This window comes from Streptomyces roseifaciens, from assembly GCF_001445655.1.
Taxonomy (GTDB): Bacteria; Actinomycetota; Actinomycetes; order Streptomycetales; family Streptomycetaceae; genus Streptomyces; species Streptomyces aureoversilis.
Genome location: NZ_LNBE01000004.1, coordinates 3173595 through 3190217 on the forward strand (window position 1 = coordinate 3173595; position 16623 = coordinate 3190217).

Sequence of the window (16623 nt, forward strand, 5' to 3'; positions counted from 1 at the left end):
GCCTGCAGGGACGACAACTCCTGCAGGGACAGCATTTGCGAGCAGCGTACTCCGGATGGATCCGCGGCAGAGGAGATTCGCAAAGCGCTCGTACGGAAGGCCGGCCGTGTGGAGAATGCAGCCCCTGGCGGGTGCCGACCGGGGGCTTCCTCCGCCGCCCCGTGCCCTCACGTCTCCTCCGGCACCCACCCCACCTGCACCAGCGACACGCCCCTCTTCCGGGACACGAAGTACCCGCGCCCCGGCGGCATCCCCTGCGGCCGCACGCTGCCGAGCAGGTCGCCCTCTCCGGGGTCGCCGGACAGGAGGACGCCCTGGGCGCCCAGCTCCTTCACGCGCTGCATGAAGGGCTCGTACATCGACCGGGACGCGCCGGCCGAGCTGCGCGCGATGATGAAGCGCACCCCCACGTCGCGCGCGAAGGGGAGGTTCTCGGTCAGGACGGACAGCGGATTGCCGCTGCCGGTGGAGACGAGCTCGTAGTCGTCGACGATGACGAAGAAGCGCGGGCCGGACCACCAGCTGCGCTCGCGCAGCTGCTGCGGCGTGATGTCGGGCTGCGGGGCGCGCCGCTCCATGAGGCGGTTGAGGGCCTCTGCGTGCACCGTCAGGGCCGAGGCGGTCGGCGCGTACTCCAGCAGGTGCGTGCCGGGGACGGTGTCGAGGAGCGTACGGCGGTAGTCGCCGACCACGATCTTCGCCTCGTCCGGGCCGTACCGCTCGGTGATCTGCCGGGCCAGGAGGCGCAGCAGGGCCGTCTTGCCGGACTCGCTCTCGCCGAAGACGAGGAAGAACGGGTCCGTCTCGAAGTCGGCGAAGACCGGTTCGAGGCCGGCCTCGTCGATGCCGAAGGCCACGCCGTGCTGCGGGAACTCGAAGCCCTTGGGCAGGTCGTCGGCGCGCAGCCGGCGCGGCAGGAGCCGCACGCCGGGCGCGCCGGGGCCGCCCCATGCCTCGCTGACGGCGCGGACCATGGCGGCGGTGCCGTCCGTGAGGGTCTCGGGGTCGCTGCCGGAGTCGATGCGCGGCAGCGAGGCCATGAAGTGGAGCTTCTCGGGGAGCTGGCCGCGGCCCGGCATCCCGGCGGGGACGTTCGCGGCGACCTTGCGGTCGAAGTCCGAGTCCATGGTGTCGCCGAGGCGGAGCTCCAGCCGGTTGAGGAGCTGGTCCTTGAGGGAGGCGCGCACCTCCATGGTGCGGGAGGCCGTCACCACGACGTGGACGCCGTAGCCCAGGCCGCGCGCCGCGATGTCGGCGACGACCCCCTCCAGCATCTCGTACTCCTGCCGGAAGCCGGCCCACCCGTCGACGATCAGGAAGACGTCGCCCCACGGCTGGTCCGTGATCTCGCCCGTCGCCCGCAGCCGCCGGTAGGTGCCGATGGAGTCGATCGCGTGCGCCCGGAAGTACTCCTCGCGGCGGGCCAGGATGCCCGACACCTCGGCGACCGTACGGCGTACGCGCTCGGGGTCGAGCCGGGACGCCACTCCGCCCACGTGCGGCAGGCCGTCGACCGCGCTCATGCCGCCGCCGCCGAAGTCCAGCCCGTAGAACTGCACCTCGGTCGGCGTGTGCGTCAGCGCGAAGGCCGACACCAGGGTGCGCAGCAGCGTCGACTTGCCGGACTGCGGGCCGCCGACGACCAGCATGTTGCCCGCCGCGCCGGAGAAGTCGCGGTAGAGGACGTCGCGCCGCTGCTCGAAGGGCTTGTCGACCAGGCCGATCGGGACGCTGAGCCGGCCGGGGCGCGGATGCCCGGGCGCCGTGAGGCCGCGGCCCGGCACGGCCGAGAGCGGCGGCAGGAGCTCGTCGAGGGCCGCGGACCGGTCCAGGGGCGGCAGCCACACCTGGTGGGCCGGCGGGCCCTGGCCCTCGAGCCGGCGCACGATCACGTCGAGGACCGTGTCGGCCAGCGCGTCGTCTCCCGGGCCGGGCGCGGCCGGAGACACGGGTGCCGGGGCGGTGTACGTGACGGGGACGGGCCCGGCGGTGAACAGGACCGGCCGGCGGTCGATCGGCAGCTGCCCCGTGCCGGGCCCCGTGCCCGGGGCCGCCCGGTAGTCGCCCGAGACGTACGCGGCCTTGAAGCGCGTCATCTCGTCCGTGCCGAACTTCAGGTAGCCGGAGCCCGGCACCGAGGGCAGGTGGTACGCGTCCGGCACCCCGAGCGCCGTACGGGACTCCGCCGCGGAGAACGTGCGCAGGCCGATCCGGTACGACAGGTACGTCTCCAGGCCGCGCAGCCGGCCCTCCTCCAGGCGCTGCGAGGCGAGCAGCAGGTGCACGCCCAGGGAGCGGCCGATGCGGCCGATCTGGATGAACATGTCGATGAAGTCGGGCTTCGCCGTCAACAGCTCGCTGAACTCGTCGATCACCAGGACGAGTGAAGCCAGCGGCTCCAGCGCGGCACCGGCCGCCCGGGCCTTCTCGTAGTCGTGGATGTTGGCGTAGTTGCCCGCCGCCTTCAGCAGCTCCTGCCTGCGCTGCAGTTCGCCGGTGATCGAGTCGCGCATGCGGTCGACCAGCGTCAGGTCGTCGGCGAGGTTGGTGATGACGGCCGCGACGTGCGGCATCTGCGACATGCCCGCGAAGGTCGCGCCGCCCTTGAAGTCGGCGAGGACGAAGTTCAGCGTCTCGGAGCTGTGCGTGACCGCGAGCCCCAGGACCAGCGTGCGCAGCAGCTCGGACTTGCCGGAGCCCGTCGCGCCGACGCACAGCCCGTGCGGCCCCATGCCGTCCTGCGCAGCCTCCTTGAGGTCCAGCATCACCGGGACGCCGCCCTCGCTGACGCCGATCGGCACGCGTAGCCGCTCCGCCGCCGACCGCGGCCGCCACGTGCGCGCCACGTCCACCGAGCCCGCGTCGCCCAGCCCCAGCAGGTCGGTGAAGTCCAGGTTCGCCAGCAGTGGCTCGTCGCCGTCGTCGCCCGTGCCCAGGCGCAGCGGCGCCAGCTGCCGCGCGAGCGCCTCGGCGGCCTCCAGGGCGAGGGTGTCCGGCACCCCCTCGTAGACCGCGACCTGCGACTCCAGCCGCAGCGAGCCCGGCCGCACCACGGCCGACAGCCCGCCGCGCGGCTCGCCCAGCTCTCCCGTCACCACCTCGACGACGGTCACGCCCTGCAGCCCCTCGGGCGCCGCGAACACCGAGTCCGCCGGCACCGCGGCACCGTCCAGCACGACCACGACGTGCGGCTGGTCCAGCAGCGGCCGGCCGTCCCGGCTGAACCGCGTACGCCCCTCCAGGCGCGGCCGCAGCAGCTCCTCCAGCTCCGTCAGGTCGTCGCCGATCAGGCGCCGCGCGCCCGCCCCGTCCACGGCTCCCGGCACCTGTACGTGCGGCAGCCACTTCGTCCACTCCCAGGACGGCGCCGCGCCCCGTGCCGCGACCACGGCCACGACGAGGTCGTCCGGCGAGTGCAGCGTCACCAGCTGGGCCACCAGCGCCCGCGCCGTGCCGTGCACGGTCTCCGGGTCGCCCGACAGCGTCAGGTGGTAGAAGGCGCGCAACGACAGCGCCACCGGCATGCCGTCCAGCGAGCCGTGCGTCGCCAGGAACTGCTGCATGGCGCCCGTCGCCAGCGGCTCCAGCTCGTCTATCGGAGCCGTCTCCGGCGCCTCCAGCGGCGTCGCGAGCTGCTGCGTGCCCAGTCCGATGCGGACCTGTGCGAAGTCCTCGTCGCTCGCGCGCCGCTCCCACAGGCGCGTGCCCTCGGCCACCACCGACCACAGCTGGTCGGGGGAGGGGTGCAGGTAGAACTGCGCGTCGCGCTGCGCCCTGGCGGTGCGCTGCACGGTGCGCCGCGTCTGCGCGAGGTACTTGAGGTAGTCGCGGCGCATGTCCGCGGTCCGCCCCTGCGTGCCCTGACGGTGCCGCACGATCATCGCGACGGTCATGCCGAGCGTCGAACACATCATCAGGACGCCCATGATCTTCATCATCGGGGCGGCGCCCGGCATGAAGAAGTACACCATCGACGAGGCCATGCCGAGCGTCGGCAGGAGCTGCATCAGCAGCCCCTCCTGACGGTCCCTCGGCAGCTCCGGGGGTGCCTCCAGCCGGACCGCCTCGCCGGGCACCTCCGGCGGCAGGGCCCTCGGCGGACGACTGACCACGATCTGGCTCACCGGATGCCTCAACCCCTCCGCACGGCAAGGACAGTTCCGCGCGGCGCCTCCCTGTCGCCCGACGGCGCGGGCCCCATGCGCGGAACGGTGATCCTATCGGCGTACGGGCATACGGCCCCGATAGGGTGGCCGCACATCCGTGCACAGTGAAGCCGCACAGTCGTGTACGTGAAGCGCACAGTCGTGCACAGTGAAACAAGGGGCCTGATAGGTGAGTACGTCCACTGCGACCGGCTTCTGCAGAGTGACCGTCGTCGCGCCCGACAGCCGGATCGACGTCGCCCTGCCGGACGACATCGCCGTCGCCGACGTGTACCCGGAGATCCTGCGCCTGACCGGGCAGACCCAGCCGGCCGGCACCCCCACCGGCTACCACCTCGTGCGCCGCGACGGCACCGTCCTCGACGGCGCCCGCTCGCTCGCCGCCCAGCACGTCCTGGACGGCGACCTGCTCGCGCTGCGCCCCTTCGCCGAGTCGCTGCCGCCCGCCGTGCACGACGACGTCAGCGACGCCATCGCCTCCGCCGTCACCCGCGACCACACGCTGTGGAGCGACGGCCTGCTGCGCGCCTGCGGCCTGGCGGGCGGAGCGCTGCTCCTCGCCCTCATGGGCCTCGCCCTCTGGTTCGCCGACCCCGTCCGGCACGACATGCACGGCCTGCCCGGCGCCGTCGCGGCCGCCGCCGGTGTGCTGCTGACGGCCCTCGCGGGCGTACGGGCCCGGGTCTACGCCGACCGCGCCTCCGCCGTCGCCCTCGGCCTCGCCGCCCTTCCGCACGTGATGATCGCGGGCTCCGGCATCCTCGGCCCCGGGCCGGGCGAGGGGGCCGGCCGGCTGCAGTTCCTGCTGGGCTGCGCGGCCGTCGTCGTCGCCTCCGCCGTGCTCGTCGCCGCCGTGCCCACCGGCGACGCCCCCTTCGTCGCCGCCTTCACCGCCGCGGCCACCGGCACCGTGGCCGCCTTCTGCACGATCTTCACCGGGGCCGACCCCTCCGCGGGCGCCGCCGTCTGCGCCGTCGTCGCCATAGGAGCCGTCGCCTTCCTGCCCGGCCTGTCCGCCCGCGTCGCCCGCCTCCCCGTCGGCTACGCCGCGCCCCGCTCCGCGGTCACCGGGGACCGTACGGCCTCCCGCGGCGGCCGGGGGCCCGAGCCCGTGGACGCCGCGCTCATCGCCGCCCGGGTCCGCCGCGGCCACGAGCTGCTGCTCGGCCTCGTCGGCGGCTGCGCGGTCCTCGTCACGGCCTCCACCGCCGTCCTCGCCTTCGCCGCCGACAGCGGCCCCTGGCCCCGTCTCCTCGCCCTGACCGCCGGTCTCGCGATGCTGCTGCGCGCCCGCCTCTTCCGCTACACCGCCCAGGTCGCCGCCGTCCTCGGTGCGGGCCTCGCCGCCCTCGCCCTGCTCGTCCTCGGCCTCGCCCTCCAGCCGGCCGCCGCCGCGGGCGCGGGCGGCGGCTCCCTCGACGTCCGTACGCTCTGGCTCGCCGCAGCCGTCACCCTCGGTGGCGCGCTGCTCACCACCGTGGCGCTGATCGTCCCCGCCCGGGGTCTGTCACCCTTTTGGGGGCGTGTCTCCGATCTCGCCGAGAGCGTCCTCCTCCTTGCGCTCGTCCCGCTGTGCCTCGCCGTCCTCGATCTGTACTCGGCGGCGCGCAGCCTGTCGGCCGGATAGGCCGGATAGGCCGGGCAGAGGCGGGCAGAGCCGGGCGGAGGCGGCGCCCGTCCCATGCGCCCGCTCCAGGCCCGCCCCATGCGGCCCCGCCCGGGGCAGTGCCCCAGACCCGCCCCAGGCCCCCAGGCCTCCCGGAGCCCGCCCCGGGCCCCGTATCCGGCCCTCCCGGCCAGGGGGACTGGTCCGGGCTGGTACTCTGTGCAACGGCCGTTTGTGTACGCGCCTCCGGAGCGCCCTTCGCGGGTCTCTGGGGACAGCGCCCAGCGGACCCCGCCTCCCGAGTAACGGAAGCTCCCCTGAGTAAGAGACCAGGGGCACTCGGTGGCCAAAAGACACTCAGAAGGAGTATCGCGTGTCGCTCGACGCCGCTACGAAGAAGCAGATCATGGCCGAGTTCGCCACCAAGGAGGGCGACACCGGCTCCCCCGAGGTCCAGGTCGCGATGCTCACCCGCCGCATCTCGGACCTGACCGAGCACCTGAAGCAGCACAAGCACGACCACCACTCGCGTCGTGGCCTGCTGCTCCTGGTCGGCCAGCGTCGCCGCCTGCTGCAGTACCTGGCCAAGAAGGACATCACGCGCTTCCGCGCCCTGGTCGAGCGCCTCGGCATCCGCCGCGGTGCCGCCGGCGCCAAGTAAGACACCGTGAAGGGAGCGGTTCCCACCATCTGGGGGCCGCTCCCTTTGCGTATCTCGTGGAGAGCAGAAGCTTTGTAGTCTGGTTTCCACAACGGCACCTACGCCGAACCGTATGAGGAGGAGCGCTCAGCTCGCCGCCGGTCCTCGGTAGTGGCCCCCGGATCAGGGAAATCCGGGTGCTTCGATCGAAGACCGGCCAGCACAGACGCTCCTCCACCACCGTCCCCGCCACACGGGCCGGGACGTAGACGAGGAGATATCCCTGGTGGAGAACGAGACCCACTACGCCGAGGCCGTCATTGACAACGGCGCCTTCGGCACCCGCACCATCCGCTTCGAGACGGGCCGCCTGGCCAAGCAGGCCGCCGGTTCCGCCGTGGCGTACCTGGACGACGACACCATGGTGCTGTCGGCCACCTCCGCTTCCAAGAAGCCCAAGGACCAGCTCGACTTCTTCCCCCTGACGGTGGACGTCGAGGAGCGCATGTACGCGGCCGGCAAGATCCCCGGCTCCTTCTTCCGTCGTGAGGGCCGCCCCTCCGAGGACGCGGTCCTCACCTGCCGCCTGATCGACCGCCCGCTGCGCCCCTCCTTCAAGAAGGGCCTGCGCAACGAGATCCAGATCGTCGAGACGGTCATGGCGCTCAACCCCGACCACCTCTACGACGTGGTCGCGATCAACGCCGCCTCCTGCTCCACGCAGCTCGCGGGCCTGCCCTTCTCCGGTCCGATCGGCGCCACCCGCGTCGCTCTGATCAAGGGCCAGTGGGTCGCGTTCCCGACCCACACCGAGCTCGAGGACGCCGTCTTCGACATGGTCGTGGCCGGCCGCGTCCTGGAGGACGGCGACGTCGCGATCATGATGGTCGAGGCCGAGGCCACCGAGAAGACCGTCCAGCTGGTCAAGGACGGCGCCGACGCCCCCACCGAGGAGGTCGTCGCCGCCGGTCTCGAGGCCGCGAAGCCCTTCATCAAGGTCCTGTGCCGCGCGCAGTCCGAGCTCGCCTCCAAGGCCGCCAAGCCCGAGGGCGAGTTCCCGGTCTTCCTGGACTACCAGGACGACGTCCTGGCCGCCCTGACCAAGGCCGTCCGCGACGAGCTCGCCCAGGCGCTCACCATCGCCGGCAAGCAGGAGCGCGAGACCGAGATCGACCGCGTCAAGGAGCTCGCCGCCGAGAAGCTCCTGCCGGAGTTCGAGGGCCGCGAGAAGGAGATCTCCGCCGCGTACCGCTCGCTGACCAAGTCCCTGGTCCGTGAGCGCGTCATCAAGGAGAAGAAGCGCATCGACGGCCGTGGCGTGACGGACATCCGTACGCTCGCCGCCGAGGTCGAGGCCATCCCGCGCGTGCACGGCTCCGCCCTGTTCGAGCGTGGCGAGACCCAGATCCTGGGCGTCACCACCCTCAACATGCTCCGCATGGAGCAGCAGCTGGACACCCTCTCCCCGGTGACCCGCAAGCGCTACATGCACAACTACAACTTCCCGCCGTACTCCGTCGGCGAGACCGGCCGCGTCGGTTCGCCGAAGCGCCGCGAGATCGGCCACGGCGCCCTGGCCGAGCGGGCCATCGTGCCCGTGCTGCCGACGCGCGAGGAGTTCCCCTACGCCATCCGCCAGGTCTCCGAGGCGCTGGGCTCCAACGGCTCGACGTCCATGGGCTCGGTCTGCGCCTCCACCATGTCGCTGCTGAACGCCGGTGTGCCCCTGAAGGCCCCCGTCGCCGGCATCGCCATGGGCCTGATCTCCCAGGAGATCGACGGCAAGACGCACTACGTCGCCCTCACCGACATCCTCGGTGCGGAGGACGCCTTCGGCGACATGGACTTCAAGGTCGCCGGCACCAAGGAGTTCGTGACCGCCCTCCAGCTCGACACCAAGCTGGACGGCATCCCGGCCTCCGTCCTGGCCGCGGCCCTCAAGCAGGCCCGTGACGCCCGCCTCCACATCCTCGACGTGATGATGGAAGCGATCGACACGCCGGACGAGATGTCCCCCAACGCCCCGCGGATCATCACCGTCAAGATCCCCGTGGACAAGATCGGTGAGGTCATCGGCCCCAAGGGCAAGATGATCAACCAGATCCAGGAGGACACCGGCGCCGAGATCACGATCGAGGACGACGGCACCATCTACATCGGTGCCGCCGACGGCCCGGCCGCCGAGGCCGCCCGTGCCACGATCAACGGCATCGCCAACCCGACCATGCCGGAGGTCGGCGAGCGCTACCTGGGTACGGTCGTCAAGACCACCACCTTCGGTGCCTTCGTCTCCCTCATGCCGGGCAAGGACGGTCTGCTGCACATCTCGCAGATCCGCAAGCTCGCCGGCGGCAAGCGCGTGGAGAACGTCGAGGACGTGCTCGGCGTGGGCCAGAAGGTCCAGGTCGAGATCGCCGAGATCGACCAGCGCGGCAAGCTCTCCCTCGTCCCCGTCATCGAGGGCGAGGACGGCGACAAGGCCGACGAGACCAAGGACGAGTCCGCCAAGTGACGTCCCGTAGTACACGGAAGACGGCCCGCACCTCCTCGGAGGGGCGGGCCGTCGCCCGTACCCAAACGCTCCTCAAGGGCGAGAACGGCATCGGCACGGTCCGCCGCACCACCCTCCCGGGCGGCCTGCGCATCGTCACCGAGACGCTGCCGTCCGTGCGCTCCGCGACCTTCGGCATCTGGGCCAACGTCGGCTCCCGCGACGAGACGCCGGCCCTCAACGGTGCCACCCACTACCTGGAGCACCTGCTCTTCAAGGGCACGGCCAAGCGCAGCGCGCTCGACATCTCCTCGGCCATCGACGCCGTCGGCGGCGAGATGAACGCGTTCACGGCCAAGGAGTACACGTGCTACTACGCGCGCGTGCTCGACACCGACCTGCCGCTGGCCATCGACGTCGTCTGCGACATGCTCACCGGATCGCTGATCGACGCCGCCGACGTCGACGCCGAGCGCGGCGTGATCCTCGAAGAGATCGCGATGACGGAGGACGACCCCGGCGACTGCGTGCACGACCTGTTCGCGCACACCATGCTGGGCGACACGCCCCTGGGCCGCCCCGTCCTCGGCACGGTCGACACCATCAACGCCCTCACGCGCGACCAGATCGCCCGCTTCTACAAGAAGCACTACGACCCGACGCGTCTCGTCGTGGCCGCCGCGGGCAACGTCGACCACGCCAAGGTCGTCCGCCAGGTGCGCGCCGCCTTCGACCGGGCCGGCGCCCTGAGCCGTACGGACGCCACGCCCGTCGACCCCCGCTCCGGCGCCCGTGCGATCCGCACCGCCGGCCGCGTGGAGGTGCTCGGCCGCAAGACCGAGCAGGCGCACGTCGTCCTCGGCATGCCCGGCCTGTCGCGCACGGACGACCGCCGCTGGGCGCTCGGCGTGCTCAACACCGCCCTCGGCGGCGGCATGAGCTCGCGGCTCTTCCAGGAGGTCCGGGAGAAGCGCGGCCTGGCCTACTCGGTCTACTCCTACACCTCGGGCTACGCCGACTGCGGCCTCTTCGGCGTCTACGCCGGCTGCCGCCCGAGCCAGGTCCACGATGTCCTGAAGATCTGCCGCGACGAGCTCGACAAGGTCGCGTCGGAGGGGCTGCCGGACGAGGAGATCAGCCGCGCCGTGGGGCAGCTCGCGGGCTCCACCGTCCTCGGCCTGGAGGACACCGGTGCGCTCATGAACCGCATCGGCAAGAGCGAGCTGTGCTGGGGCGACCAGATGTCCGTCGACGACATGCTGGCGCGCATCTCGGCCGTCACCCCGGACGAGGTCCGCGAGGTGGCCCGCGATGTACTGGGACAGCGTCCTTCGCTGTCCGTCATCGGCCCGCTGAAGGACAAGCAGGCCGCGCGCCTGCACGAGGCCGTTTCTTAGTTCACCGCGGGAAGTAGTTCACCGCTGTAGAGGGAAGCAGGGACGATGAGCAAGCTGCGCGTCGCGGTCATCGGAGCCAAGGGCCGCATCGGCTCCGAGGCCGTACGGGCCGTCGAAGCCGCCGAGGACATGGAGCTGGTGGCCGCGCTGGGCCGGGGCGACGGGCTGGAGGCCCTGACCGAGGCGGGAGCCCAGGTCGCGGTCGAGCTGACGCACCCCGACTCGGTCATGGAGAACCTCGAGTTCTGCGTGCGCAACGGCATCCACGGCGTCGTCGGCACCACCGGCTGGACCGAGGAGCGCCTCGCGCAGCTGAACTCCTGGCTCGACGCCTCGCCGTCGACCGGCGTGCTCATCGCCCCGAACTTCTCCATCGGGGCCGTCCTGACCATGTCCTTCGCCCGCCAGGCGGCCCGCTTCTTCGAGTCCGTCGAGGTCGTCGAGCTGCACCACCCCAACAAGGCCGACGCCCCCTCCGGCACGGCCACCCGCACCGCGCAGCTCATCGCCGCCGCCCGGCGCGAGGCGGGCTGTGCCCCGCAGCCCGACGCCACCACGACCGCCCTGGAGGGTGCGCGCGGCGCGGACGTCGACGGGGTGCCCGTGCACGCCGTACGGCTCCGCGGCCTCCTGGCCCACCAGGAGGTGCTCTTCGGCGACACCGGCGAGACGCTCACCATCCGGCACGACTCGCTGCACCACAGCTGCTTCATGCCGGGCATCCTGCTCGGCGCACGGCGCGTCACGACGACCCCGGGCCTGACGTTCGGCCTGGAAAACTTCCTGGACCTGGGCTGAGCACCGTGCGCGCCAAAATCGTCTACTTCGCCCTGGCCGCCATCCTGGTCGTCTACTTCGTCCTGGTCGGCAGCCGCGGAGTGATGCTCATCCAGCAGGGCACCGCCGTCACCATCGCCTTCGGAGTGTCGGTCCTGGTGCTGCCGTTCATCGGCGCCTGGTTCCTCTACCAGACCACCAAGTTCGCGCGCGACGCCAACCGGCTGGCGCGGGAGCTGGAGGCCGAGGGCGGGCTGCCGGTGGACGAACTGGTGCGCACCCCCAGCGGGCGCATCGACCGGGACTCCGCGGACGCGGTCTTCACCAAGCGCAAGGCCGAGACGGAGGACGCGCCGTCCGACTGGCGCACCTGGTTCCGGCTGGCCGTCGCCTACCACGACGCCCGGGACACCCCCCGCGCCCGCAAGGCCATGCAGCGGGCGATCGCCCTGCACGACAGGAAGCCGGTGCGGGCGGACGCCGTATAGGGCGCTGCAACGTCCTGCGGAGGCGGCATGAGGCCACCGCATGGGGCGCCTGCACGGGGCGCGGTGCCTGTCCGGCGGCATGGGGCTGTGCATGGGGCCGCGCAGTATGGGGCACCACATGGGCCCCGCATGGGGCGGCGTGCGCCCGGCTCGCCGCCGGGCGGCACCGCGTCAGCGGCGGAAGTCCGCCGCCCAGCCCTCGACCGCGTCGCACGCCATCGCGAACGCCTGCGGACGCCCGAGGAAGTCCGCCCCGTGGTCGGTGACCAGGGTCGGCAGGGGGCTGCCGCCCGCGCGCTCCACGACGACCGCCTGCCCCTGCACGGTGCGGGGGAGACCCAGCCACCGCACGGGCTGCTGCGCGGTGCGCACGGCCGTCACCTCGGCCCAGGGCACCGTCTTCGCGGACAGCAGCCCCACGTGGCGCAGCCCGTGCTCGCTCACCCAGACCCCGGCACGCACCAGGCGCACGGCCAGGGCGATCACCAGGACGGCGACGGCGACACAGATGCCCGCCCCGGGCAGGGAGCCCGCCACGGCAATGATCATCGCGGCGAAGAGCACGTACGAGGCGAGCAGCAGCAACAGCGCGGTGACGCCGACGCGCCACGGACCCGGACGGTAGGGACGGCGCCAGCGGGCGAGGTCCTCGTCCCCGGCGGGCGGGGCGGCGGCCCCGGCGGCAGGCGCGAGCTCCTCGGCGTCGCGGTCAGCGGTCAGGAAGGGCAGGGGCACGAAATTCCTCACTCGTCAGCAAGCACGCTCGAACGGCTGTGCCCGGTGAGGCTATAGAAAAGGGCGGGACCCGAGCACACCAGGGTCGGTGCGCGGGATCCCGCCCGTCATGATCATCCGCAGGTCAGCGGCCGTCCGAGGTCTCGGAACGCTGCGACTGGTGCGTGTCCTGCGGGCTCGGCTGCAGCGACGGCATTCCGAACAGCAGCGCTCCTACCAGCCCCGTCGTCACCGTGAGGCCCACGAGCAGGCGGCCGGCCAGCTGCGAGCGGCTCGGGCGTTCTCGGGGCGGCGGCGTGACGTTGCTGCGGTAGCGCTCTGCCTCGGCGACGAAGGCGAACGGCACGGGCTCTCGCCGGCGGAACATGATGGGGGCTCTCCTAGGAACCTCGAAAACTGCTGTCGTACGTAAGGACGATCAAAGCGCGCCGACGGTGCCCGTTTTCGGCGACTTCTGTGAAAAATCTCAACCAGTGAGCAGCTTGCCCCGTCGCGGCGGGGCCGTCGGCCGCCGAGTGTCAGTGGCGGCCCGTAGGCTGGGCGCCGCCCCGAGCCATGCAACTGGAAGGACCCCGCCGGTGACCGACAGCCCCACCGAGACCGCCAAGCCCACGTTCCGCGGCGACGTGACCGTCGAGCTGGTCAAGCACAGCGCTGCCGACTCCGACGTGCTGTGGGCGGCCCGCGTCTCCACCGCCGGCGAGCAGTCCCTGGAAGAGATCACCAAGGACCCGGAGCGGTCCAAGGGGCTGATCAACTACCTGATGCGCGACCGCCACGGCAGCCCCTTCGAGCACAACTCGATGACCTTCTTCATCAGCGCGCCGATCTTCGTCTTCCGCGAGTTCATGCGCCACCGCGTGGGCTGGTCGTACAACGAGGAGTCGGGTCGCTACCGGGAGCTGCAGCCCGTCTTCTACGTCCCGGACGCCGAGCGCAAGCTCGTCCAGGAGGGCCGTCCCGGCAAGTACGTCTTCGTCGAGGGCACCGACGCGCAGCACGAGCTGACCACGCGCGTCATGGAGAGCACCTACCGCGAGGCCTACGAGGCCTACCAGGAGATGCTGGCCGCCGGCGTGGCCCGCGAGGTCGCGCGCTCGGTCCTCCCGGTCGGCCTGTTCTCCTCGATGTACGCCACCTGCAACGCCCGCTCGCTGATGCACTTCCTCGGCCTGCGCACGCAGCATGAGCAGGCGGCCGTGCCGTCCTTCCCGCAGCGGGAGATCGAGATGGTCGGCGAGAAGATGGAGGCGGAGTGGGCGAAGCTCATGCCCCTCACGTACGCCGCGTTCAACAAGAACGGCCGCGTCGCCCCCTGACCTGGGCGGCCCCCGGGCCCGGCGGCCTCTGCGCCGCCTCCCGGGGGTGCCGTACGGCCCGGTAACTACGGTGTCCGTATTGCGGCTTTTCGTGGCTTTAATCTAGTCTGAAAAGACGGACCCGGCACTGCTTGAACCCCCGAGCAGGCAGTGCCGGGATCCCTTTGGCACTCCCCGAGGGGGCACCTCACGGTGAGCAACGAGTAGCGTGACCCTCATGGCTCCGACCTCCACACCGCAGACGCCCTTCGGGCGGGTCCTGACCGCCATGGTCACGCCCTTCACCGCTGACGGTGCCCTCGACCTCGACGGCGCTCAGCGGCTCGCCACCCACCTCGTGGACGCCGGCAACGACGGCCTCATCGTCAACGGCACCACCGGCGAGTCCCCGACCACCAGCGATGCGGAGAAAGCCCAGCTCGTACGGGCCGTGGTCGAGGCGGTCGGAGACCGCGCCCACGTCGTCGCCGGAGCCGGCACCAACCACACGCACCACAGCGCCGAGCTGGCCCGCGCCGCCGAGAAGGCGGGCGCCCACGGCCTCCTCGTCGTCACGCCGTACTACAACAAGCCCCCGCAGCAGGGCCTGGTCCGGCACTTCACCGCCGTCGCCGACGCCACCGGCCTGCCGGTGATGGTCTACGACATCCCGGGCCGCAGCGGCGTCGCCATCGACACCGAGACCCTCGTCCGGCTGGCGGACCACCCGCGCATCGTCGCCAACAAGGACGCCAAGGGCGACCTGGGCGCGACGAGCTGGGCCATCGCCCGCTCCGGCCTCGCCTGGTACTCCGGCGACGACATGCTGAACCTGCCGCAGCTCGCCGTCGGCGCCGCAGGCTTCGTCTCGGTCGCGGGCCACTTCGTCGCCGCCGACCTGCGCGCCATGACCGACGCCTACCTGGCCGGTGACGTCCGCAAGGCCACCGAGATCCACCAGAAGCTGCTCCCCGTCTTCACGGGCCTCTTCCGCACCCAGGGCGTCATGACCACCAAGGCGGGCCTGGCCCTGCAGGGACTGCCCGCCGGCCCCGTGCGCCTGCCGCTGGTCGAGCTCACCGAGCAGGAGACCGAGCAGCTCCGGCGCGACCTCACGGCCGGCGGCGTCCAGCTCGGCTGAACCGCCGCCCCGGACCGGGAACCGTCCGGTCCGCCCACGACTTCACAACTGAATACACCGGCTGAAGACGCCGGACCCCACAACTGAAGATCCAAAAACAACTGCAAGTGCACGAAGGTCACGCGCGCCATATGTCCTGCGGGCATGTGGCGTGCGTGGTGAGGAGAGTCTTTTGAGCCACCCGCATCCTGAACTCGGCCCCCCGCCGAAGCTCCCCGAGAACGGCCTGCGCGTCACCCCGCTCGGCGGCCTGGGGGAGATCGGCCGCAACATGACGGTCTTCGAATACGGCGGCCGCCTGCTGATCGTCGACTGCGGAGTGCTCTTCCCCGAGGAGGAGCAGCCCGGAATCGACCTGATCCTGCCCGACTTCTCGTCCATCCGTGACCGCCTCGACGACATCGACGGCATCGTGCTCACGCACGGTCACGAGGACCACATCGGCGGCGTTCCCTACCTGCTCCGCGAGAAGCCGGACATCCCGCTGATCGGCTCCAAGCTGACCCTGGCCCTCATCGAGGCCAAGCTGCAGGAGCACCGCATCCGCCCGTACACCCTCGAGGTCGTCGAGGGCCACCGCGAGCGCATCGGTCCCTTCGACTGCGAGTTCATCGCGGTCAACCACTCCATCCCGGACGCGCTGGCCGTCGCCATCCGCACCCCCGCCGGCATGGCCGTGCACACCGGTGACTTCAAGATGGACCAGCTCCCGCTGGACCGTCGCCTCACCGACCTGCCGGCCTTCGCCAAGCTGGGCGAGGAGGGCATCGACCTGCTGCTCGTGGACTCCACGAACGCCGAGGTCCCCGGTTTCGTCCCGCCCGAGCGGGACATCTCCGGCGTCCTGCGCCAGGTGTTCGCCGGCGCCCAGAAGCGCATCATCGTGGCCAGCTTCGCCAGCCACGTGCACCGCATCCAGCAGATCCTCGACGCCGCCCACGAGTACGGGCGCCGCGTCGCCTTCGTCGGCCGCTCGATGGTCCGCAACATGGGCATCGCCCGCGACCTGGGCTACCTGCGGATCCCCGCCGGTCTCGTCGTGGACGTGAAGACGCTCGACGACCTGCCGGACGACGAGGTCGTGCTGGTGTGCACCGGCTCCCAGGGCGAGCCGATGGCGGCCCTGTCCCGGATGGCCAACCGCGACCACCAGATCCGGATCGTCCAGGGCGACACCGTCATCCTGGCCTCGTCCCTCATCCCGGGCAACGAGAACGCGGTCTACCGCGTGATCAACGGTCTGACCCGCTGGGGCGCGAACGTCGTCCACAAGGGCAATGCCCGGGTGCACGTCTCCGGCCACGCCTCCGCGGGCGAGCTGCTGTACTTCTACAACATCTGCAAGCCCAGGAACCTCATGCCGGTGCACGGCGAGTGGCGTCACCTGCGGGCGAATGCGGAGCTCGGCGCGCTGACGGGCGTTCCCAAGAACCACATCGTGATCGCCGAGGACGGCGTCGTCGTGGACCTGGTGAACGGCTCGGCGAAGATCGTCGGCAAGGTCCAGGCGGGTTATGTGTACGTGGACGGCCTCTCGGTCGGCGACGTCACCGAGACCTCGCTCAAGGACCGCCGCATCCTCGGCGACGAGGGCATCATCTCCGTCTTCATCGTGGTCGACAGCACGACGGGCAAGGTGGTGAGCGGTCCGCAGATCCAGGCGCGCGGTTCCGGCATCGAGGACGCCGCGTTCTCGGCGGTCGTCCCGAAGATCGAGGAAGTGATCGCCAAGTCCGCCTCCGACGGCGTCGTGGAGCTGCACCAGCTCCAGCAGCTCGTCCGCCGGACGATGGGCAAGTGGGTCTCCGACACCTACCGCCGCCGCCCGATGATCCTGCCCGTGGTCGTCGAGGTCTGACCCGGAACGAGGCGTCTCTGACGCCT

The 16623-nt window shown here is 71.5% G+C and carries 12 protein-coding genes; 9 read left to right on the plus strand and 3 right to left on the minus strand.

Annotated elements, in window-relative coordinates; genetic code table 11:
• Positions 1-167: 167 nt before the first annotated feature.
• Positions 168-4124 (minus strand): type VII secretion protein EccCa, encoded by a 3957-nt coding sequence (gene eccCa / locus AS857_RS31430; RefSeq protein WP_058046543.1) that lies wholly within the window; start codon positions 4122-4124, stop codon positions 168-170.
• Positions 4125-4335: 211 nt separating this feature from the next.
• Here eccCa and eccD point away from each other — a divergent pair, with 211 nt between their 5' ends.
• From eccD to AS857_RS31460, 6 genes are all read left to right on the plus strand, one after another.
• Positions 4336-5793 carry a type VII secretion integral membrane protein EccD gene (eccD, locus tag AS857_RS31435; RefSeq protein WP_058046544.1) on the plus strand — a complete coding sequence of 486 codons (1458 nt, stop codon included), beginning with the start codon at positions 4336-4338 and terminating at the stop codon, positions 5791-5793.
• Between the two features lie 352 nt (positions 5794-6145).
• Positions 6146-6433 (plus strand): 30S ribosomal protein S15, encoded by a 288-nt coding sequence (rpsO, locus tag AS857_RS31440; RefSeq protein ID WP_045934183.1) that lies wholly within the window; start codon positions 6146-6148, stop codon positions 6431-6433.
• A gap of 265 nt (positions 6434-6698) precedes the next feature.
• Positions 6699-8924 carry a polyribonucleotide nucleotidyltransferase gene (locus AS857_RS31445; protein ID WP_058046545.1) on the plus strand — a complete coding sequence of 742 codons (2226 nt, stop codon included), beginning with the start codon at positions 6699-6701 and terminating at the stop codon, positions 8922-8924.
• Complete coding sequence (locus AS857_RS31450; RefSeq protein ID WP_058046546.1) at positions 8921-10300, plus strand: M16 family metallopeptidase; 1380 nt, start codon at positions 8921-8923, stop codon at positions 10298-10300. The genes AS857_RS31445 and AS857_RS31450 overlap by 4 nt, the downstream gene beginning before the upstream one ends.
• A gap of 45 nt (positions 10301-10345) precedes the next feature.
• Entirely contained in the window at positions 10346-11098 is a 753-nt protein-coding gene (dapB, locus tag AS857_RS31455; RefSeq protein WP_058046547.1) for a 4-hydroxy-tetrahydrodipicolinate reductase, read from the plus strand.
• 5 nt (positions 11099-11103) lie between these two features.
• Complete coding sequence (locus tag AS857_RS31460) at positions 11104-11565, plus strand: hypothetical protein (RefSeq protein ID WP_058046548.1); 462 nt, start codon at positions 11104-11106, stop codon at positions 11563-11565.
• Between the two features lie 171 nt (positions 11566-11736).
• Here the strand turns inward: AS857_RS31460 and AS857_RS31465 are convergent, their stop codons facing one another.
• Both AS857_RS31465 and AS857_RS31470 read right to left on the minus strand, forming a co-directional pair.
• A complete protein-coding gene (locus AS857_RS31465; RefSeq protein WP_058046549.1) occupies positions 11737-12300 on the minus strand; it encodes a hypothetical protein in 564 nt (187 codons plus the stop codon).
• Between the two features lie 124 nt (positions 12301-12424).
• Positions 12425-12667 carry a hypothetical protein gene (locus AS857_RS31470; RefSeq protein ID WP_058046550.1) on the minus strand — a complete coding sequence of 81 codons (243 nt, stop codon included), beginning with the start codon at positions 12665-12667 and terminating at the stop codon, positions 12425-12427.
• Positions 12668-12878: 211 nt separating this feature from the next.
• Here AS857_RS31470 and thyX point away from each other — a divergent pair, with 211 nt between their 5' ends.
• The 3 genes from thyX (at position 12879) to AS857_RS31485 (ending at position 16597) form a co-directional block, all read left to right on the plus strand.
• Positions 12879-13619, plus strand: coding sequence for an FAD-dependent thymidylate synthase (gene thyX, locus AS857_RS31475; protein WP_058046551.1), 741 nt, complete (start codon positions 12879-12881; stop codon positions 13617-13619).
• 217 nt (positions 13620-13836) lie between these two features.
• The gene (gene dapA, locus AS857_RS31480; RefSeq protein WP_058046552.1) at positions 13837-14739 is read left to right on the plus strand and encodes a 4-hydroxy-tetrahydrodipicolinate synthase; all 903 of its coding nucleotides are present in this window, start codon (positions 13837-13839) and stop codon (positions 14737-14739) included.
• A gap of 172 nt (positions 14740-14911) precedes the next feature.
• A complete protein-coding gene (locus tag AS857_RS31485) occupies positions 14912-16597 on the plus strand; it encodes a ribonuclease J (RefSeq protein WP_058046553.1) in 1686 nt (561 codons plus the stop codon).
• Positions 16598-16623: the final 26 nt, after the last annotated feature.